Genomic DNA, 18,886 nt, shown 5'->3' on the forward strand with positions numbered 1-18,886 from the left:
GCCCAGGACGGCGCTGCCAGTGTTCAAGGAACAAGCACATCCACGCATGGCGTGGATCTACTGGGCCTTTTCCACGTACTTGGCGAACACGTCGTCGATCTGCGTGTCCTTCACCTTCTTGCCGGACTGGATCGCTTCGGCCTGGGTGAACAGCGGAATGATCATCGCCATGCCGTCGATCCTGGTCTTCAGGTGCACGCCCGGGGCCTGGGTCAGGAAACCGTCCCAGCGCTGGCGAACCTTGGCCCAGTAGCCGGCGGTGGCCTTCCAGTAGTTGCGCGCCGGGGTGAAGTCGACCTCGGTGGTCTTCACGTAGTCGTTGAAGCCGAACTCGCGTGCGATCTCCACTTGGCTGCCATCGGCGTTGCGCTGCACCTTGGTGTTGAATTGCTCGTGGGTCCAGCCGTTCGGGGTCAGCGTGTGGCGGTTGACCACAGCCAGCGCGTTGTAGTCGCTGCGCTTGGTGTACTCACGGCGCGGCAGCGGGCGCCAGCTCAGGTCGCTGGTCCAGCTCGGCACGTTGTTGGTGTAGGTCCAGGTGCCGGTGCCGCAGTAGCGCGGTGCGTCGCTCACTTCGTACACGCACTGGGTCCAGGCGCCCTGGTTCACCGCCGACGGAATACTGCGCACCTTCCAGGTCTGGTCGGCGCTGAACTCGAAACGGTTCGGTGCTTCGTACACCCAGTCCTGGCGCCAGTGCTTGGTGATGTGGCCGCTCTTTTCATCCAGCAGCAGGTGCTGCAGCACGATGCGCTTCGGCGTGTCCTCGACCACGATGACCACTTCACTGCCGCCGCTGCGCATCGCCGGTGCACGCTCGTAGCCCGGCTTCAGCAGCACGGTCTCGTCGAAGGCGAAGTCCACGGTGTACTCACCCTGCATGGCGAGGATGCTGTCGTGGTCGCGGGCGATATCGGAGGGCTGCGCGCTGGCCACGCCGCTGGCGGCGAGCAGCAGCATGGCGCTGGCTGTCTGGAGCTTCATCGGGGTCTTCCTTCTGGGTTGCAGATTCATCGAGGGGCCATCCGTGGCCAACGGGCGTTCCATCAGGAGTGGGTCACAGGCGGATCAGCGGCAGGTCGCCGGGAATCCGCGGCGCCGGCCGCCGCGCGGCGTCGGCGCAGCAGCAATCGTCGATTGCCAGCTCGCCTTCGGCGCCTTCCAGGCGTGCGATGCGGCGCGCGGTGGCTGCGCCCAGCGAGGACAGGGTCGACAGACTGGCGGCCAGCGTGCGGCCATCGTCGGCGGCATGCAGGCGCAGCACGCACAGGCGCCAGCGCTGGCCACCGAGATGGCCGGCCAGGCGCCGCCACAAGCGTTCGCCGACGCTGCCATCGCTGTTGTGTTCTGGCCCCGGCGGCAGTGCGGCGACCAGCCGGTCCCAGGCCAGGAAGTCGCTGTCGGGCAGCAGGTACAGGCGCCACACGCAGTGGCCACGGCCATCGAGGAAGCACAGGCTCTCGCGCAGGCCTTCGCTGTCCACGCCCTGGCAGGCGTGTACGCGTACGGCCTGGCGCCAGCCGCCCAGTTCGTTGCCATCGGCGTGGTACAGGCACAACACGGTGCCGAGCGTGGCCAGCTGTGCCGGGGTAGGCCAGGCCGCGCTGTTCGGCGCGGCGATGGAGTCAATCCTGCGTGCGGACAGTGCTCGGCTCATGAGGTCACCAGGAAACGGCAAGGCTGGCGGAGAAGGTGCGGCCCGGGCTGCTGAAACGATCGCTCAGTGCGCGATCGGTGATCAGGCTCGGGGTGATCGACGACCATTCGATGTAGCGCTTGTCGGCCAGGTTGAACACGCCGACATTGAAGGTGGCACCCGGCGCGAAGTTCCAGTGCGCCATCAGGTCCAGCACGCCGTAGCCGGCCGGCTGGTAGACGAACGGCGCCGGTGCGTTCGGATTGGTCTGCGCCGCAGGCGGCGGCAGGCGCTTCTTGCGCTGCACGAAGGTACCGGCCAGTTCGACGCCCCAGGTATCGGTGTCGTACATCAGGCCCAGCGTGCCACGCAGCGGATCGACCGAGGCCAGCGGTTCGTCATCGGTCCGGTTGTCACCACGCGACCATGCCAACGCACTGCGCAGCGCCCAGCCCTTCAGCCCCGGGCTGAGTTCGCCGAACTCGATGCCGGCCTTCATTTCCGCGCCATAGATGCGCGCGTCGGCGATGTTCTGCGACTGGAACACGGTCAAACCCTGTGCGTTGCGACCGGTATCGACGTTGGACTGGATGAAATCCTTGTAGTCGTTGTAGTAGCCGCTGACGCTGACGTACGCCGCCGGCGCGATGAAGCGCAGGCCCAGTTCGTAACCGTCGCTGGTTTCCGGCTTCAGATCCGGGTTGGCGATGGCGGTATAGCGGAAGGCGACGTTGGTCAGGCCGATGTTGACGTCGTTGTACGGCGGCGAACGGAAGCCACGCGCATATCCGGCGAACAGCGACCATTCGTCGGTAAAGCGCCAGACCATGCCCAGCTTCGGCGACACGCTGGTCTTCTTCAGCTGCGCCACGGCCGTGGTCGGGTTGTCTTCGGCGAAGATGCTGTCCACTTCCGGCTTCAGCTCGTAGCGGTCCACGCGCACGCCCGGCACCAGCGACAGCCTGCCATCGGCAAAGCGCATCTCATCCTGTGCGTACAGGCCCAGCTCGGTGGTCTTGCTGATCGGGAAGTCACGCACCGGAAAGGTGTCCGGCAGCACCGTGTTGCTGACCACGCCAGCCTTGCTGACCTGATAGCCGTCGCGCTTCTGGCGGATCTCGGTACGGGTGCCTTCGAAACCGTAGGTCAATGCGTGCTCGACGCTGCCGGTGGTGAACGCCTTGTTGAACTGCGCCTGCAGGCCATAGGCATGCTGGTCGAAGGAGAACACGCGGTGGCGGCGGGTGCCGTCGGTGCGGGTCTCGTCGGTCTGCTGCCGGGTTTCGCTGTTCTGCGCGTACACCTGCCAATGCAGGCTGTCGGCGAACGGCTGGTCCAGCGCATCCATCTCGTGGGCGAAGGACACGCGGTTGCGCTTCTGGGTGTCGTGGGACTTCATGCCAGTGGCCACAGCCATCGCGCCGGGGCGCGGTGCAACGCTGGCGATCGCCGACAACACATTGGTATCGGTGGTGTCTTCGTTGCCTTCCACGGTCAGGCGGAAGCGCTGGTCCTCGCTGGGTGCATAGACCAGCTTGCTGAGCAGGCTGCGGCCGTCGCGATCCTGCGGATTGGCCGCGGTGCGGGTGTCGTTGTCGCTGCGTACCGTGCCCTTGTTGTCCGTTTCCTGGCCCTGGTGGTGGTTGACGTTGACCAGGCCGCTCCAGTGGTCGCCACCAAAGGCGGCCGTGGCACCGCCGAGCAGGCCCTTCCACTCACCGTCGTAGCCGAACTTCAGGCCGAAGTAGCTGTTCTTGCCGCCCTTGAGGTAGTCGGCCGGGTCCTTGGTCACGAACGCGACCACGCCACCGAGTGCATCGGAGCCGTACAGCGAGCTGGCCGGGCCACGCACGATCTCGACGCGCTTGAGCGTATCGAGGTCGGTGAAGTTGCGGTTGGAACTGGCGAACGAACCGATGTCGAACCGGGTCGGCATGACGATGCCGTCGGTCTGGATGCGCACGCGGTTGCCGTCCAGGCCACGGATGCGGAAACCATCCAGGCCGAAGCGGGTCGCGCTGCGGGTGACCGACAGGCCCGGCTCGTAGCGCACCAGATCCTTGATGTCCTGCACCAGGTGCCGGTCCATCTGCTCACGGTCGATGACATCCACCGTGGCCGCCACGTCGCTCAGCGCCCGCTCGGTGCGGGTGGCGGTGACCTGCACCCGATCGAATTCGCGCGCATCGGGGGCAGCAGTGGCAGCAGCGTGGGCGGACAGCGGCAGCGCCATCCAGACAGCAAGGCAAAGGGCGGTATGGCGGGTCATCGGGTTCGTTCGGTCAGGCAGGGGAACCCCCGGTTACCGGCGCACCCGGAAGGTGCACGCGGTAGACCGAGGGGGAGAGAGCGGGAGCGGACGGGTCGCCCACCCTGTCGGCGCTGCCGGCAGGAGGGAGGGAGGCGGGCGACCAGACCGCGATTACTTGGTCAGGATCAGCTTGTCGTTGCTGGTGTGCCGCAGGCGATAGAAGCGGTCGCCGTGCTGGATCAGGATTTCACGACGGCCCTTGAGCAGGGCTTCGCTGTCGATGACCTCTTCCGGCGGAACGACGCGGACCGGTCGATCGCGGAGGGTCAGCGTTTCGGGGCGCAGCAGTACAGGTTGAGCATTCATGAGCATCTGGACTCGTGCGAGGGACGAGTTAAATGATAATGATTCTCAGTTGACAATCAACAACCATTCTCAATTTCATTAATGGGATTAATGATCGACTTGTGGAATTCGATAGATCGCATCAATGAAATGGCGAGGCAGGTGTGTAGAGTCGACTGTTGGTCGACTGCTGTTGCTCGAAGCAGTCGGTTATTCGAAGCAGTCGACTGACAGGCGACTCTACCGTTCCCGTTCCCGTTCCCGTTCCCGTTCCCGTCCCGTTCCCTCGGCCGAACCGGCCCGACCGAGGCCCCCGAGGCCCGGTCGGCCCCGGGGTTCAGGCGAAGACGGCTTCGACCTGCGCCCAGCCGGCCGCGTCGACCTGCTCCAGCACGTCCAGTGCCTGCAGGTTCTGCAGCAGCTGGCTGACCCGGCTGGCGCCGAGGATCACGCTGGAAACGTTCGGGTTGCGCAGGCACCAGGCGATGGCCAGCGTGGCCGGGGCGTGGCCCAGCGCGCGTGCCACCTCGCTGAAGCGCCGCACCTGGCCCAGGCGGGCCCCGGCGTCGGCCCCCAGCACCAGGTTCTGCAACCACTCCATGCCTTCCCGCCCCAGCCGTGCATCGGCCGGAATGCCCTGGTCGTACTTGCCGGTGAGCAGGCCCGACGCCAGCGGCGAGAAGATGGTGGTACCCAGGCCGGCACCGGCATACAGCGGCGCGTACTCGACCTCGACCCGCTCGCGGTGCAGCAGGTTGTACTGCGGCTGCTCCATCGACGGGCCCTGCAGGTTGCGCGCCTCGGCGATGTCCAGCGCCTGCTGGATCTGCACCGCCGACCACTCCGAGGTGCCCCAGTAGAGGATCTTGCCCTGCCGCACCAGGGTGTCCATCGCATGCACGGTCTCGGCGATCGGCGCGTCCGGATCCGGGCGATGGCAGTAGTAAAGGTCCAGGTAGTCCACCCGCAGGCGCTTGAGTGCAGCGTGGCAGGCGTCGGTCACGTGCTTGCGCGACAGCCCGCGCTGGGTCGGCCGCGGGTCCTTGGCGCTGCCGAAAAACACCTTGCTGGACACGCAGAAACCGTCGCGCGGCAGGCGCAGGTCGGCGATCACGTCACCCATGACCTGTTCGGCACGGCCGTTGGCATAGCCCTCGGCGTTGTCGAAGAAGTTGACACCATGATCCCAGGCGGCGGCCACCAGGTTGCGGGCCTCATCACGCGGGATCTGGTCACCGAAGGTCACCCAGGCGCCGAAGGACAAGGCGGAAATCGGCAGGCCGGTGGAGCCCAGGCGACGGTATTGCATGCGAATCTCCTGCTGCGGGCCCGCATCCGGGCCGGGATCGACCCCCATTCTACCCGCCGCCGCCAGCCGCAAGCCCTTGCCGTTGCTGGCCTGATCGGTACCGTTGGCCGCGCGCACGCTGCTTTTTCTTGCCCCGGCCCCTGCCCTGCACTAGGCTTCCCGTTTTTCGCGACGCCCCAGGGGAGTCACTCACATGGTCGAAGGTTTGGGCAGGATCGGCTTCGGCCTGTTCGGGTTGGCGGTGCTGATCGGCATCACCTGGTTGTTTTCCAATAACAAGCGCGCGGTTGACTGGAAGCTGGTTGCCACCGGTATCACCCTGCAGATCGCCTTCGCGGCGCTGGTGATCCTGGTGCCGGGCGGGCGCGACGTGTTCGACGCGCTGGGCCACGGCTTCGTCAAGGTGCTGAGCTTCGTCAACGAGGGTTCCGGTTTCATCTTCGGCTCGTTGATGGACACCAAGAATTACGGCTTCATCTTCGCCTTCCAGGTGCTGCCGACCATCATCTTCTTCTCGGCGCTGATGGGGGTGATGTACCACCTGAACATCATGCAGGCGATCGTGCGCGTGATGGCGTGGGCGATCACCAAGGTCATGCGTGTGTCCGGTGCGGAAACCACCAGCGTCTGCGCCAGCGTCTTCATCGGCCAGACCGAGGCGCCGCTGACCGTGCGCCCGTACATCGCCAGGATGACCCAGTCCGAGCTGCTGACCATGATGATCGGCGGCATGGCACACATCGCCGGCGGCGTGCTGGCGGCCTACGTGGGCATGCTTGGCGGCGGCGACCCAGCGCAGCAGGCCTTCTACGCCAAGCATCTGCTGGCGGCCAGCATCATGGCCGCGCCGGCCACCTTGGTCGTGGCCAAGCTACTGATCCCGGAAACCGGCACCCCGCTCACCCGCGGCACGGTGAAGATGGAAGTCGAAAAGACCTCCAGCAACATCATCGACGCGGCTGCGGCCGGCGCCGGCGACGGCCTGAAGCTGGCGCTGAACATCGGCGCGATGCTGCTGGCCTTCATCGCCCTGATCGCGCTGCTGAACGCCCCGCTGACCTGGATCGGTGAAGTGACCGGCCTGGCTGCGCAGATCGGCAAGCCGACCAACCTGTCGACCATCTTCGGCTACCTGCTGGCCCCGATCGCCTGGGTGATCGGCACGCCGTGGGCCGATGCCACCACCGTCGGTTCGCTGATCGGCCAGAAGGTCGTGATCAACGAATTCGTGGCCTACACCGAGCTGTCGCAGATCGTGAACGGCCAGGTAGCTGGCGTCAGCCTGTCCAGCGAAGGTCGCCTGATCGCGACCTACGCGCTGTGCGGCTTCGCCAACTTCAGCTCGATCGCGATCCAGATCGGCGGCATCGGTGGCCTGGCCCCGGAGCGTCGCCACGACCTGGCCAAGTTCGGCCTGCGCGCGGTGCTGGGCGGTACCATTGCCACCTTCATGACGGCGACCATCGCCGGCGTGCTGACGCACTTCAGTTGAACCCTTGGTTGAGAAAAGATTCCCTATGAGCAGCAGTGTCGTTGTCGTCGGTTCCTTCAATGTCGATCACGTGTGGCGGTGCGAGTCGCTGCCGGCACCGGGCGCGACCATTGCCGGCCGCTACAGCACCGGCCCCGGTGGCAAGGGCTTCAACCAGGCCGTGGCGGCCTGCCGCGCCGGTGCCGAGACGCACTTCGTGTGCGCGCTGGGCGACGACGCCGGTGGCGCCACCGCGCGCGAACTGGCGGCGCAGGATGGTTTCGGCCTCATCGCCGAAGCCAGCAGCGAACCGACCGGCACCGCCGGCATCTACGTCGATGCCCGTGGCCGCAACACCATCGTGATCGGCCCGGGTGCCAACGCTGCGCTGAGCACCGACTTCCTGCAACAGCAGCAGGCCCTGCTGACCGGCGCCAGGGTGGTGCTGGTGCAGCTGGAATCGCCGGTGCAGACCATCGAAGCAGCACTGGCCACGGCCCGCGAGGCCGGCGTCACCACCGTGCTCAACACCGCACCGGCCGACGCCCCCTCGACCATCGGGCTGCTCAAGCTGGCCGATGTGATTACCCCGAACGAGACCGAGTTCGCTGCCCTGCTCGGCCGCCATGTCGGTGAGCGCGTGGATGCCAACGACGTCGCCGCGCTGGATGGCGCCAGCCTGCACGCGCTGTGCCGCAAGCTGGTCGGCAACGGTACCGTGGTGGTCACCCTGGGCTCGGTGGGCGTGTTCGTGTCGCATGCCGACGAGAACCTGCGCGGCGATACCCAGCCGTACTACCGCGTGGGTGCCGAACAGGTGCAGGCGATCGACACCACCGGTGCCGGTGACGCCTTCAACGGTGCGCTGGCCGCGTCGCTGGCGCAGGTGGCCGACGCCCCGTTCGCCCGCCACGTGCGCTTCGCCAACCAGTTCGCCGGTCGTTCGACCGAGAAGGAAGGTGCTGCAGCGGCGATGCCGCGCTTCACCCCGGCCGACGCCGAAGCAAAGTAGATCCACGCCACGCGTGGATGAAGAAGCCCGGGTGTGCAGACACCCGGGCTTTTCTGTTTGCCTTTCAATGAGGCAGATCCACGCCATGCGTGGATGAGCGAGACCGGGCAAGCTGCCGCAGCAGCAGGCCCGCGACGATTGCCAGCAGCGCCACGGCAGCGGCCACCACGCCCAGCGAGGCAAGCCCGAAGCGTTCGATGGCCCCACCTCCCAGCAGCGCGCCGAGGCCGATTCCGGCGTTGGCCGCGGACACATTCAAGGTTCCCGCCAGCGCCTGCGCCTGGGGCGCCGCACGCATCACCCGCACCTGGCACAGCGGGAACAATGCAGTATGCGCCACACCCCACAGGGCCAGTGCGATCAGCACGAACGTGCCGTGGCCGGCCAGCCCGACACTGGCCAGCATGCCCAGCGCCAGCACCGCGCAGAACACCAGGGTCGCGCCCAGCGGCGCACGATCGACCCAGCGCCCACCCAGTGCATTGCCGATCAACCCGACAGCCCCGAAGCCCATCAGCCACCAGCCCACCTGTGCCGCCGGTACCTGCATCAGCCGCTCCAGCACATCGGCCAGGTAGGTATAGGCAGCAAACATCGCGGTGAACACCAGCACCGACAGCAGCACATCGCCCAGCAACTGCGGCTGGCGCAGTACTCGTGCCTGTTCGCCCAGCGCGCGCCGCGGTCCGGCCACGTTGTCCGGCATCCACAACGCCAGCGCGCCCGCCATCAACAGCGACAGGGCCGCCAACAGCCAGAAGCTGCCGCGCCAACCGAGGGCGTCGGCGGCCAACGTACCCAGTGGGATACCGAACAGCATTGCGGCGGTGATACCCAGGTAGACCCGCGCGACCGCACGACCGCCCTGCCCTGCAGGGGCCAGCTGCGCAGCAGTCTCACTGGCGGTGCCCCAGAACACCGGCAGGGCCAGTGCCGGCAGCACCCGCGCCAGCGCCAGCAGCCACGGCTGCGTGGCCATCGCGGCCAGCGCGTTGGAACCCGCGAACAACAGCAGGATGGCCACGAACAGGCGGCGCCGGCCGACGTGTGACAGCAGCGCGGTCAACGGTGGCCCGGCCAGCATCACGGTGAACGCGAACAAGGTAACCAGCTGCCCGGCGCGGGCGATGCCCAGGCCAAGGTCGCGCGCCAGCGCCGGCAACAGGCCGACGATCAGGAACTCGGTGGTGACGATGACGAAGGCGGACACCGCCAGCAGGACAACCGAAAGGCGTGCGCGGCCGTTTGCGTGGACAGCGGCCGCGGCGGAATCGAGGGAGGACATGGGCGGGCATCAGAACAGGGGCCGCCAGCCTATTTCCTCCCCGGATTCCGATTACTGCTATGTTTTCCATCGATTCCGGACAGAAATTCCCCATGCTTCCCACCGAGCGCCTGCGCGGCATCGAGGCCTTCGTCGCCACCGCCGATGCCGGCAGCTTCACCGCCGCCGCCGAACGCCTGCACCTGACCAGTTCGGCGGTGGGCAAGACCATCGCACGGCTGGAGGCACGCCTGGGCGCGCGGTTGTTCGAGCGCAGCACGCGCCGCCTTCGCCTGACCGAGGCCGGTGAGGGCTTCTACCGCACCTGCGTGCGGGTGCTGGGCGAGCTGGCCGATGCCGAGTCGGTGCTGGTCTCGCACGCAGACGCGCCCGTGGGCCGCCTGCGGGTGGATGCGCCGGCCACCTTCGGGCGCCTCAAAGTCTGGCCGTTGCTGCTGCAGCTGGCCGCCGAGTTTCCACAGTTGCATCCGCAGGTGACCTTCAGCGACCGCTTCAGCGACCTCGCCGAGGACGGCGTCGACCTCGCCGTACGCATCGGCGGTCCCGAGCCGCTGCCCGCCACGCTGGGCAGCCGCCTGCTCGGTTACGAATGCCTGCGCTTCTGCGCCTCCCCGGCCTATCTGCTTCGGCATGGCCAGCCCCGCTCGGCCGCCGAGCTGGCCGGGCATGACGGTGTGCTGTTCGGACGCGCGGACGGCAGCATCGGGCCGTGGCAGGTGGCCGATGGCAGGCAGCGCAGTACACCGCTGCAGGCCCGCGCGCGCCTGGTGGTTGGCAGCGCCGAGGCCCAGGTGGCGGCGGTCGAGGCCGGCTTCGGCATCGCGCAGCTGGCCACCTGGCTGGTCGATGACGCGCTGGCGCGCGGCAGCCTGGTCTCGATCCTGCCGTCGCTGGACTGCCGCGGCCTGCCGCTACGTCTGCTGTGGCCGCAGGGCCGGCAACGGCTGCCACGCGTGGACGTGGCCCTGGACCGTCTCGGCGCCGGGTTGCAGATCGATCCGCCGCGCTGAGCGAAGCGCCATCGGCGGCGGTCGCATCGAACAGCTGCGACTGCCGGTCGCATTGCCCGCATCCCGCCCCTCACCCACCATCCGCGCAGCGTTTCAGCGTGGGCAGGACATGGACGGATTCCCCTGGTTGCTGGTTGCCGCTGCCGGTAGTGCCATCGCAGCCTTGCTGCATATCGGCTGCATTGCCTTCGGCGCCGCGTGGTACAGGTACTTCGGTGCTGGCCAGCGCATGGTCCGGCTGGCACAGGCCGGGCATTGGTGGCCGCCGCTGATGACCGCCGGCATCACTGCCGTGCTGGTGGCCTGGACGCTGTACGCACTGGCAGCCGCGGGCTGGCATTCGCCGCTGCCGGCCAGCCGTCTGGTCTTGTCGGGCATCGCCCTGCTGTTGCTGATGCGCGCGGCGATGGGCTTCGGGCTGGCCCTGCTCCGGCCCGGCTACAACGGCCGGCGCTTCTGGGTGGTCAGTTCAGTGGTCTGCCTCAGCCTGGGGCTGGCCTTCGCGCTGGGTACCGGCCAGGCCTGGCAGAGCCTGAGGTAGCCGCCCACCATCGCCCGCCCGTGGGGGCGGCGGAAGCAACCGTCAAGCATCTGCTGATGCCGGTACGGCATGAGGTCGGTGCCGATCGGCCTGAACCGGACCGCGCCCGACGCGGCCGTACCGCCGCGCGCGCCCTACAATGGGCGCATGCAGATCGGCCCGTACACCATTGCCCCCAACGTCGTGCTGGCGCCCATGGCCGGCGTCACCGACAAGCCCTTCCGCCTGCTGTGCAAACGGCTGGGCGCGGGTCTGGCCGCCTCGGAAATGACCATCAGTGATCCGCGCTTCTGGAACACGCGCAAGTCGATCCACCGCATGGACCATGACGGCGAACCGGCCCCGATCAGCGTGCAGATCGCCGGCACCGAGCCGCAGCAGCTGGCCGAGGCCGCGCGCTACAACGTCGACCACGGCGCGCAGATCATCGACATCAACATGGGGTGCCCGGCCAAGAAGGTGTGCAACGCCTGGGCCGGTTCGGCACTGATGCGCGACGAGCAACTGGTGGCGCGCATCCTCGAGGCCGTGGTCAACGCGGTGGACGTGCCGGTCACGCTGAAGATCCGTACCGGTTGGGACTGCGATCATCGCAATGGCCCGCTGATCGCACGCATCGCCGAGGACAGCGGTATCGCGGCACTGGCGGTGCACGGCCGTACCCGCGACCAGCACTACACCGGCCAGGCGGAGTACGCCACGATCGGCGAGATCAAGGCCGCGCTGCGCATTCCGGTGATCGCCAACGGCGATATCGATTCGCCGCAGAAGGCCGCCTACGTCCTGAAGGAAACCGGCGTGGATGCGGTGATGATCGGTCGCTCGGCGCAGGGCCGGCCGTGGATCTTCCGCGAAGTGGCGCACTACCTGGCCACCGGCGAGGAACTGCCACCGCCATCACTGGCGGAAGTGCGCGACATCCTGCTTGGCCACCTGCACGCGCTGCATGCGTTCTATGGCGAGCCGCAGGGCGTGCGCATCGCGCGCAAGCACCTGGGCTGGTATGCCAAGGACCGGCCGGAGAATGCCGCTTTCCGCGCGGTGGTCAACCGTGCCGAGGATCCGGCCAGCCAGATCGCATTGACCACCGAATACTTCGACCGCCTGATCGCCGGGGAACCGGCGCTGCCTTCGGCGGCCTGAGCCGCCAGCCCCGCGTTTGCGAACAGTCGAGCCAGCTCGACGCCACAAGAGCCCACCATGACCCCGCCGATTTCCTCCCCGACCTATCTGCACGGGTTTTCCGGCACCGAGCAGCAGCGCCTGATGACCCAGGCCCGGCTGCTGGAGTCAAGCATCTTCGGCCAGATCGACTACAGCGGCGCACGTCGCCTGCTGGAAGTCGGCAGCGGCGTGGGCGCACAGACCGAGATCCTGCTGCGCCGCTTCCCCGAGCTGCACGTGACCGGCGTGGACCTGAGCGAAACGCAGCTGGCCACCGCGCGCGAGAACCTGGCGCGCACGCCGTGGTGCAGCGACCGCTATACCCTGCAGCAGGCCGATGCCGGTGAGCTGCCGTTCGAGGCACGCAGCTTCGACGCGGCGTTCCTGTGCTGGGTGCTGGAGCACGTGCCGTCACCCGCACGTGTGCTGAGCGAAGTGCGCCGGGTGCTGGCACCGGGTTCGCCGGTGTACATCACCGAAGTGATGAATGCCTCGTTCCTGCTCGATCCGTATTCGCCGCACATCTGGCGCTACTGGATGGCCTTCAACGATTTCCAGTACGACCACGGGGGCGACCCGTTCGTCGGCGCCAAGCTGGGCAACCTGCTGCTGGCCGGCGGCTTCCGCGACGTGCACACCGAGATCAAGACCATCCACCTGGACAACCGCGAGCCGGCGCGTCGCAAGACGATGATCGCGTTCTGGGAACAGCTGCTGCTGTCGGCCGCCGACCAGCTGCTGCAGGCTGGCTCGGTGGACGAGGAAACCGTGGAAGGCATGCGCCGCGAGTTCCGCCTGGTGCAGAACGACCCGAACGCGGTGTTCTTCTACTCGTTCGTGCAGGGCCGCGCGACGGTGTATTGAGCCAACGCAGCACTGCCGATGGTCCCGCCATCCACACATTGCGTGGATCTACGGGTGCGCCGCACCAGTCGCGGAGGCTGCCGGCTCGTGCCAGATCCGCTGCCACATCGCCGCCAGCCGGCGCCCGGCATCCGCGCGCGCGGCCGGGCTGCTGTAATCCGTCCGCACCTGCTCGGGCGTGATCGGTCGCCACTGTCCGTCGACCTGCTCGGCCACGGCGAAGTTGAAGGTGTAGTCCGGCTCCAGCCCCATGCGAAGGTCGCTCAGCACCAGCCGCCCGTCCACCACCTGTGCACGCATGAAACCCCGGTTGAACCACGTCAGCTGCTGGACTGCCGGGATGCCCCCTGCTTCGCGCAATGCCTGCACATTGGACGCGTGGCCTTCGAACTGCATCGGTCCATGGTCGGCCACCAGCGAGCGGTCGCCCACCACGTAGCCGTTCGGCGTCATCGCCACCACGCGCCACAGCAGGGTGTTGAACGGCATCGGCACCGAGAAGCGCGGTGCATCGCCCAGACCCATCGCCGCCAGGCTCTGCTGGGCAGCACGGTCGACCTGGGCCTTTGCGATCAGGCCCCAGCCCAGGTAGCCGCTGCTGACCAGCAACGCCACGCCCAGCACCTTGCCAGCCCAGGGGCGGGCGCGGCCAAACCAGGCCAGCACGCAACCCAGCAGCAGCCACACCGTGTAGCCAAGATCGATGATGAAGACACTGGAACCCATGGTCGGGTGTGGGCGCAGCGGCCACCACAACTGGGTGCCGTAGACGGTGAACGCATCCAGCACGGGATGGGTGACCAGCGCCAGCTGGATCGCCCAGAACCAGCGCACCGGTGACTGCGCGACGCGGCCGTTGCCGAAGCGCTTGAACAACCACCAGATCAGTGCCGCCACCCAGGGCAGCACCAGCAGCGAATGGCTGAAGCTGCGGTGCTCGATCATGTTCGCCACCGGGTCGGCGGCGGTGAAGCCCAACCACAGGGCATCGAGGTCCGGCAGGGTGCCGAGCGCGGCACCGGCCAGCAGGGCCGCGCGGCGATGGCCGGGCGGAGCGATGGCAGCAGCGACGGCGCCGCCGAGCACGATCTGGGTCAGGGAATCCATGGACCGATGCTAGCGGCTTGCGGGCGCGCCGTCTCACTCCCGGACACCGCGTCTGTAGAGTCGACTGCTGGTCGACTGCTCTCCCATCAGGCCGCGGAAACCACGCGCTACGCGCGACAGTCGACTCTACGGAACGGGTTACGCCGCCTGCGACAGCCGCGCGCCCGGCAGTTCCACCAGGGTCTGGCCATTGTGGTCCAGCAGGCGCAGCGCGCCATCATGGTCTTCGGCCAGTGCGGTCAGGCTCTCCACCCAGTCGCCGTCGTTGGCATAGACCAGGCCATCGCGTTCGATCAACGCAGCGCGATGGATGTGACCACAGACGATGCCATCCAGTCCGCGCCGGCGCACGTCATCCAGCCCGGCCTGCACGAAACGCTCGATGTAGCGTTCGGCGGCACCACTGCGCTTCTTCAGGAATTCCGACAGCGACCAGTAGCGCATGCCCAGCCGGCGCCGCACCGCGTTCAGCGCCTGGTTGCCGGTGAGGATGCGGTAGTACAGCCAGTCGCCGAACTTTTCCTGCAGGCCGCCGAAGTGGGTCACGCCGTCGTACTCGTCGCCGTGCGCGACCAGCAGGCGACGGCCATCGGCGGTCACATGGATGGCGCGGCGACGCACCTGCATCGCTGGCAGCATCAGCCCGCACACCTGGCGCAGCGAGGCATCGTGGTTGCCGGGAATGTAGATGATCTCGGTGCCGGCGCGGCGCAGCGCGTGCAGGGCCTGGATGACCTCGCTGTGCGACTGCCGCCAGTTGGCGCGGCGATGGGCCATCCACCACAGATCGATGATGTCGCCGACCAGGTACAGACGCTCACATCGCAGCTGCGAGAGAAAACGTGCCAGTTCGGTGGCATGGCAATGACGTGAACCCAGGTGCACGTCGGAGACAAACACTGCGCGCCTGCGTGGCGACAGGTTCGCCAGCACGCTCATGCCGGCGTCCCCGCATCGCGCAGGTAGCGTTTGCGCTTGTTCGGCCGGATCGCGCACAGGTCCACTTCGATCAGGCCGTCGATCGAATCGCTGAAGTCCGGGTCGACACCGAAGGCGAGGAAGCGCGCGCCACCGGGTTCGCACAGATCTGTGTACTGGCGATACAGCGTCGGCACGCCGGTGCCGAGTGCGGCCAGGTTGGCCTTGAGCACGTCGAACGCGGCGCCTGCATCCAGCTCACCGAAACTCGGCGGTGCGGCGAAGTACTGGAACGGCCGATTCGATTCGGCCAGGCCAGCGGTACCGCTGTAATAGCGCTGGTAGTACGCCACCAGCTGCTCGCGCGCATCGCGTGGCAGCGCCGCGCTGATCGACACGGCGCCGAACAGGTAGCGGATGCCCGGCCGGCATTGCAGGTACGCACCGATGCCCTGCCACAGGTAGTCCAGGCTGCGGCTGCCCCAGTAGTCGGGCACCACGAAGCTGCGGCCCAGTTCCAGGCCTTCGGCGATGTGGGTGATGGCATCGTCGGAATAGCGGAACAGCGACGCGCTGTAGAGCCCTGACAGTCCGTGCCGGGCCAGCGCATGGGCGCCGCGCATGATCCGATACGCGCCGGCGATGCGCTGCGCGGCCGCGTCCCAGATCACGATGTGCTCGTACCGCGGGTCGTAATCGTCCAGGTCACGGCTGCGCCCGGTGCCCTCGCCCACCTGGCGGAAGGTCAGTTCGCGCAGGCGGCCCAGCTCCAGCAGCAGCGGCGAATCGGCAGTACAAGTGGCCAGCAGAATCTGCTTGCCGTCGGCGGTCTGGCCCAGCTGGGTGGCTGCGGCAATCCCAGCGGCGACCTGCGAGGGTGGCACCGGGGCCGCCAGCGGCTCGGGGCCTGCGAAGGCAGCGGCATTGCCGGCCGCGCCATTGCGGCCCAGCGCATACAGCGCGCGGCGTACGGCCAGCAGCTGTGCGCCCGGGTCACCGCCCTTGCCCAGCTGCATCGGCTCACCGATGCTCAGCCGCAACGGGCGGCCGCGGCGGGTGAACATCTCGCGCGCCAGCAGCGCGGTGCCGGCCGGCTTGAACAGGGTCGAGGCGCCGTAGAACAGCGCCGAGTTGCGCGCTTCCACCCGTACCGGCAGCACCGGCGCGCCGGCGGCACGGGCAAAGCGGACGAACCCGCGCTGCCAGCGGCCATCACGGATGCCGCGCAGCGACAGCCGCGAGACCTCGCCGGCCGGGAACACGATCACGCACTGCTCGGCAGCCAACGCCTCTTCGACCGCATGCAGGCTGCCACGCTGGGCCTTGCCACCGAGGATGCGCACCGGCAACAGCAGGTCCTGCAGTGGCGCGATCGCCCCCAGCAGGTCGTTGGCCACGATCCGCACATCGCGGCGGATGCGGCCGACCGCGTCCAGCAGGGCCAGCGCGTCCAGTGCGCCGGACGGGTGGTTGGCGACGATCAGCAAGCGACCGGTGGCCGGGATCTTCGCCAACGCGGCCGGAGCCACCTGGTACTGGCCATCGATGAACTCCAGCCCGGCGGCGACGAAGCCGAATCCGCGCAATCCTGCACTGCGCTGCAGGAACGCTTCGATCTGGTCCAACCGCGACCAGCGCCCGACGCTGCGAAGCAATGGCCGCGCCAGTTGGCCACGACGGCCATGGAACCAATCGGGAAAGCGTTGCTGGAGACGCTGTTCAAGTTCCTGCATGGCGGATCCACTCATGCCCGGCGGCCGGATTGGCCGACAGCCTGCGCCCGGCAGGCGGCAGCCAGATGGCGGTTTCGGGGCAGAACGATGACGGTCGTCCCCGGCCTGAGGAGGCCGCAACCGCCCCCCTCGCCACCCGCCCCGCTGTCACGCTGGTGGAACACTGGGCCTCGAGGCCGGGGCCCAATCCCGTCAGGACGGCCCTTGCGGGGCCTACGCGGGCTTAACCACCGGCAACCGGTACAGGTTCACAATGCACAGGCGGCGCACCCCGTGTATCATGCGCGCCCATCTTTCCATCCGAATCAAGGGATATTACGCCTGATGTCCAGCTATCTCTTCACCTCCGAGTCGGTCTCCGAAGGCCATCCGGACAAGGTTGCCGACCAGATCTCCGATGCGGTGCTGGACGCGATCCTGACCCAGGACCAGCGCGCCCGCGTGGCCTGCGAGACCATGGTCAAGACCGGCGTTGCCATCGTGGCCGGTGAAATCACCACCAGCGCCTGGATCGACCTGGAAGCCCTGACCCGCAAGGTCATCACGGACATCGGCTACGACAGCTCCGACGTCGGCTTCGACGGCGCCACCTGCGGCGTGCTGAACCTGATCGGCAAGCAGTCGCCGCACATCGCCCAGGGCGTGGACCGCAAGAAGCCGGAAGAAATGGGCGCGGGCGACCAGGGCCTGATGTTCGGCTACGCCACCAACGAGACCGACAGCTACATGCCGGCCGCGATCCACCTGTCGCACCGCCTGGTCGAGCAGCAGGCCAAGATCCGCAAGAAGAAGAACTCGCCGCTGTCGTGGCTGCGTCCGGACGCCAAGAGCCAGGTCACCCTGCGCTATGAAAACGGCGTGGTCTCGGCCATCGACGCCGTGGTGCTGTCGACCCAGCATGCCCCGGGCATCAAGCAGAAGGACCTCATCGAGGCCGTCCGCGAAGAGATCATCAAGCCGGTGCTGCCGGCCAAGTGGCTGCACAAGGGCACCAAGTTCCACATCAACCCGACCGGCAAGTTCGAGATCGGCGGCCCGGTGGGCGACTGCGGCCTGACCGGCCGCAAGATCATCGTCGACACCTACGGCGGCTGGGCCCGTCACGGTGGTGGCGCCTTCTCCGGCAAGGACCCGTCCAAGGTCGATCGTTCGGCGGCCTACGCGGCCCGCTACGTCGCCAAGAACGTGGTTGCCGCCGGCCTGGCCGACCGTTGCGAAGTGCAGGTCTCCTACGCCATCGGCGTGGCTGAGCCGACCTCGATCTCGGTCACCACCTTCGGCACCGGCAAGATCAGCGACGACAAGATCGAGAAGCTGATCCGCAAGCACTTCGACCTGCGCCCGTACGGCATCATCAAGATGCTGGACCTGATCCACCCGATGTACCAGCAGACCGCGGCCTACGGCCACTTCGGCCGCAAGCCGAAGGAGTTCAGCTACCTCAACGGCGAAGGCGAGACCGTCAACGCCACGGCCTTCTCCTGGGAGAAGACCGACCGCGCCGCCGCCCTGCGCGCCGATGCGAAGCTGAAGTGAAGCCGGCGGGTAGAGCCGACCGGTAGAGCCGACCGGTAGAGCCGACTGTTAGTCGGCTGACCTTGAAGAAGGGCCGCGCAAGCGGCCCTTCTGCTTTCTGGTAGAGCCGGCCGCTGGCCGGCTTTTTCATGGCCTCCGGAAACGATCGCGCGGTTGCCGATACAATCCGCCGCATGTCGACCGAACTGAAAACCCACCAGCTGTCCATGACCGTGCTGATGTCGCCGGAAATGGCCAATTTCTCCGGCAAGGTCCACGGTGGTGCGATCCTGCGCCTGCTCGACCAGGTCGCCTACGCCTGCGCCAGCCGTTACGCCGGCAGCTACGTAGTCACCCTGTCGGTGGACCAGGTGATGTTCCGCCAGCCCATCGCGGTGGGCGAGCTGGTCACCTTCCTGGCCTCGGTGAACTACACGGGCACCTCGTCGATGGAGATCGGCATCAAGGTGGTGGCCGAGGACATCCTCAAGCGCAGCGTGCGCCACGCCAACAGCTGCTTCTTCACCATGGTGGCGGTGGATGAGGAAGGCCGGCCGACGCCGGTGCCACCCTTGCAGCCGGTCACCTCGGACGAAAAGCGCCGCCAGGCTGCCGCGCTGATCCGCCGCCAGTTGCGCCAGGAAATGGAACAGCGCCATCTGGAACTGCTGGCGTCGAACCCGCCGTCGCCGGAGGAATGAGGTAGTGCCGGCCGCTGGCCGGCA

17 protein-coding genes are annotated in these 18,886 nt (G+C 67.5%); 8 read left to right on the top strand and 9 right to left on the bottom strand.

The features are described 5' to 3' along the window. Nucleotides 1-57 precede the first annotated feature (57 nt). The 5 genes from JLDANKMP_RS10190 to JLDANKMP_RS10210 all read right to left on the bottom strand — a co-directional run bounded on the left by JLDANKMP_RS10190 (nucleotide 58) and on the right by JLDANKMP_RS10210 (nucleotide 5,541). Nucleotides 58-984, bottom strand: a complete 927-nt coding sequence (locus JLDANKMP_RS10190; protein WP_197614386.1) for a DUF6607 family protein — start codon at nucleotides 982-984, stop codon at nucleotides 58-60. A gap of 73 nt (nucleotides 985-1,057) precedes the next feature. Beyond that, a complete protein-coding gene (locus JLDANKMP_RS10195) occupies nucleotides 1,058-1,657 on the bottom strand; it encodes a Hemin transport protein (RefSeq protein WP_212561026.1) in 600 nt (199 codons plus the stop codon). A gap of 4 nt (nucleotides 1,658-1,661) precedes the next feature. After that, nucleotides 1,662-3,905, bottom strand: coding sequence for a TonB-dependent hemoglobin/transferrin/lactoferrin family receptor (locus JLDANKMP_RS10200; RefSeq protein WP_283246296.1), 2,244 nt, complete (start codon nucleotides 3,903-3,905; stop codon nucleotides 1,662-1,664). Nucleotides 3,906-4,058: 153 nt separating this feature from the next. Then, a complete protein-coding gene (locus JLDANKMP_RS10205) occupies nucleotides 4,059-4,253 on the bottom strand; it encodes a hemin uptake protein HemP (protein ID WP_005412278.1) in 195 nt (64 codons plus the stop codon). Nucleotides 4,254-4,569: 316 nt separating this feature from the next. Beyond that, complete coding sequence (locus tag JLDANKMP_RS10210) at nucleotides 4,570-5,541, bottom strand: aldo/keto reductase (protein WP_111108803.1); 972 nt, start codon at nucleotides 5,539-5,541, stop codon at nucleotides 4,570-4,572. A 193-nt stretch (nucleotides 5,542-5,734) separates the two neighbouring features. Between JLDANKMP_RS10210 and JLDANKMP_RS10215 the strand changes: the two genes are divergently transcribed. Next, nucleotides 5,735-7,033 carry a nucleoside transporter C-terminal domain-containing protein gene (locus JLDANKMP_RS10215; RefSeq protein ID WP_005408115.1) on the top strand — a complete coding sequence of 433 codons (1,299 nt, stop codon included), beginning with the start codon at nucleotides 5,735-5,737 and terminating at the stop codon, nucleotides 7,031-7,033. A gap of 25 nt (nucleotides 7,034-7,058) precedes the next feature. Next, entirely contained in the window at nucleotides 7,059-8,024 is a 966-nt protein-coding gene (locus JLDANKMP_RS10220) for a ribokinase (protein WP_005408114.1), read from the top strand. A gap of 64 nt (nucleotides 8,025-8,088) precedes the next feature. Here the strand turns inward: JLDANKMP_RS10220 and JLDANKMP_RS10225 are convergent, their stop codons facing one another. Further along, nucleotides 8,089-9,309, bottom strand: a complete 1,221-nt coding sequence (locus JLDANKMP_RS10225) for an MFS transporter (RefSeq protein ID WP_212561027.1) — start codon at nucleotides 9,307-9,309, stop codon at nucleotides 8,089-8,091. A gap of 92 nt (nucleotides 9,310-9,401) precedes the next feature. Between JLDANKMP_RS10225 and JLDANKMP_RS10230 the strand changes: the two genes are divergently transcribed. The 4 genes from JLDANKMP_RS10230 to JLDANKMP_RS10245 all read left to right on the top strand — a co-directional run bounded on the left by JLDANKMP_RS10230 (nucleotide 9,402) and on the right by JLDANKMP_RS10245 (nucleotide 12,888). Then, nucleotides 9,402-10,319, top strand: a complete 918-nt coding sequence (locus tag JLDANKMP_RS10230) for a LysR family transcriptional regulator (RefSeq protein ID WP_005408112.1) — start codon at nucleotides 9,402-9,404, stop codon at nucleotides 10,317-10,319. Nucleotides 10,320-10,428: 109 nt separating this feature from the next. Then, entirely contained in the window at nucleotides 10,429-10,860 is a 432-nt protein-coding gene (locus tag JLDANKMP_RS10235; protein WP_012479177.1) for a hypothetical protein, read from the top strand. A 147-nt stretch (nucleotides 10,861-11,007) separates the two neighbouring features. Continuing rightward, on the top strand, nucleotides 11,008-12,003 hold the full coding sequence (gene dusB, locus JLDANKMP_RS10240; protein WP_012479176.1) for a tRNA dihydrouridine synthase DusB: 996 nt from the start codon (nucleotides 11,008-11,010) through the stop codon (nucleotides 12,001-12,003). A 57-nt stretch (nucleotides 12,004-12,060) separates the two neighbouring features. Continuing rightward, nucleotides 12,061-12,888, top strand: coding sequence for a class I SAM-dependent methyltransferase (locus JLDANKMP_RS10245; protein ID WP_005408109.1), 828 nt, complete (start codon nucleotides 12,061-12,063; stop codon nucleotides 12,886-12,888). Between the two features lie 48 nt (nucleotides 12,889-12,936). On the opposite strand, the gene JLDANKMP_RS10250 is transcribed toward JLDANKMP_RS10245, so the two are convergent. From JLDANKMP_RS10250 to JLDANKMP_RS10260, 3 genes are all read right to left on the bottom strand, one after another. Next, nucleotides 12,937-13,995, bottom strand: a complete 1,059-nt coding sequence (locus JLDANKMP_RS10250; RefSeq protein ID WP_212561028.1) for a metal-dependent hydrolase — start codon at nucleotides 13,993-13,995, stop codon at nucleotides 12,937-12,939. Between the two features lie 138 nt (nucleotides 13,996-14,133). Beyond that, nucleotides 14,134-14,934 (bottom strand): UDP-2,3-diacylglucosamine diphosphatase, encoded by an 801-nt coding sequence (locus tag JLDANKMP_RS10255; RefSeq protein WP_212561029.1) that lies wholly within the window; start codon nucleotides 14,932-14,934, stop codon nucleotides 14,134-14,136. Beyond that, complete coding sequence (locus tag JLDANKMP_RS10260; RefSeq protein WP_212561030.1) at nucleotides 14,931-16,646, bottom strand: lysophospholipid acyltransferase family protein; 1,716 nt, start codon at nucleotides 16,644-16,646, stop codon at nucleotides 14,931-14,933. The genes JLDANKMP_RS10255 and JLDANKMP_RS10260 overlap by 4 nt, the downstream gene beginning before the upstream one ends. 324 nt (nucleotides 16,647-16,970) lie before the next feature. Between JLDANKMP_RS10260 and metK the strand changes: the two genes are divergently transcribed. Both metK and JLDANKMP_RS10270 read left to right on the top strand, forming a co-directional pair. Further along, nucleotides 16,971-18,182: a methionine adenosyltransferase gene (metK, locus tag JLDANKMP_RS10265; RefSeq protein ID WP_005408103.1), complete on the top strand. Its 1,212-nt coding sequence runs from the start codon at nucleotides 16,971-16,973 to the stop codon at nucleotides 18,180-18,182. A gap of 173 nt (nucleotides 18,183-18,355) precedes the next feature. Continuing rightward, nucleotides 18,356-18,862 (top strand): acyl-CoA thioesterase, encoded by a 507-nt coding sequence (locus JLDANKMP_RS10270; RefSeq protein WP_005412266.1) that lies wholly within the window; start codon nucleotides 18,356-18,358, stop codon nucleotides 18,860-18,862. Nucleotides 18,863-18,886 lie beyond the last annotated feature (24 nt).

The sequence above is a fragment of the Stenotrophomonas sp. PE591 genome (genome assembly GCF_018320795.1).
In the GTDB taxonomy this organism is placed as follows: Bacteria; Pseudomonadota; Gammaproteobacteria; order Xanthomonadales; family Xanthomonadaceae; genus Stenotrophomonas; species Stenotrophomonas maltophilia.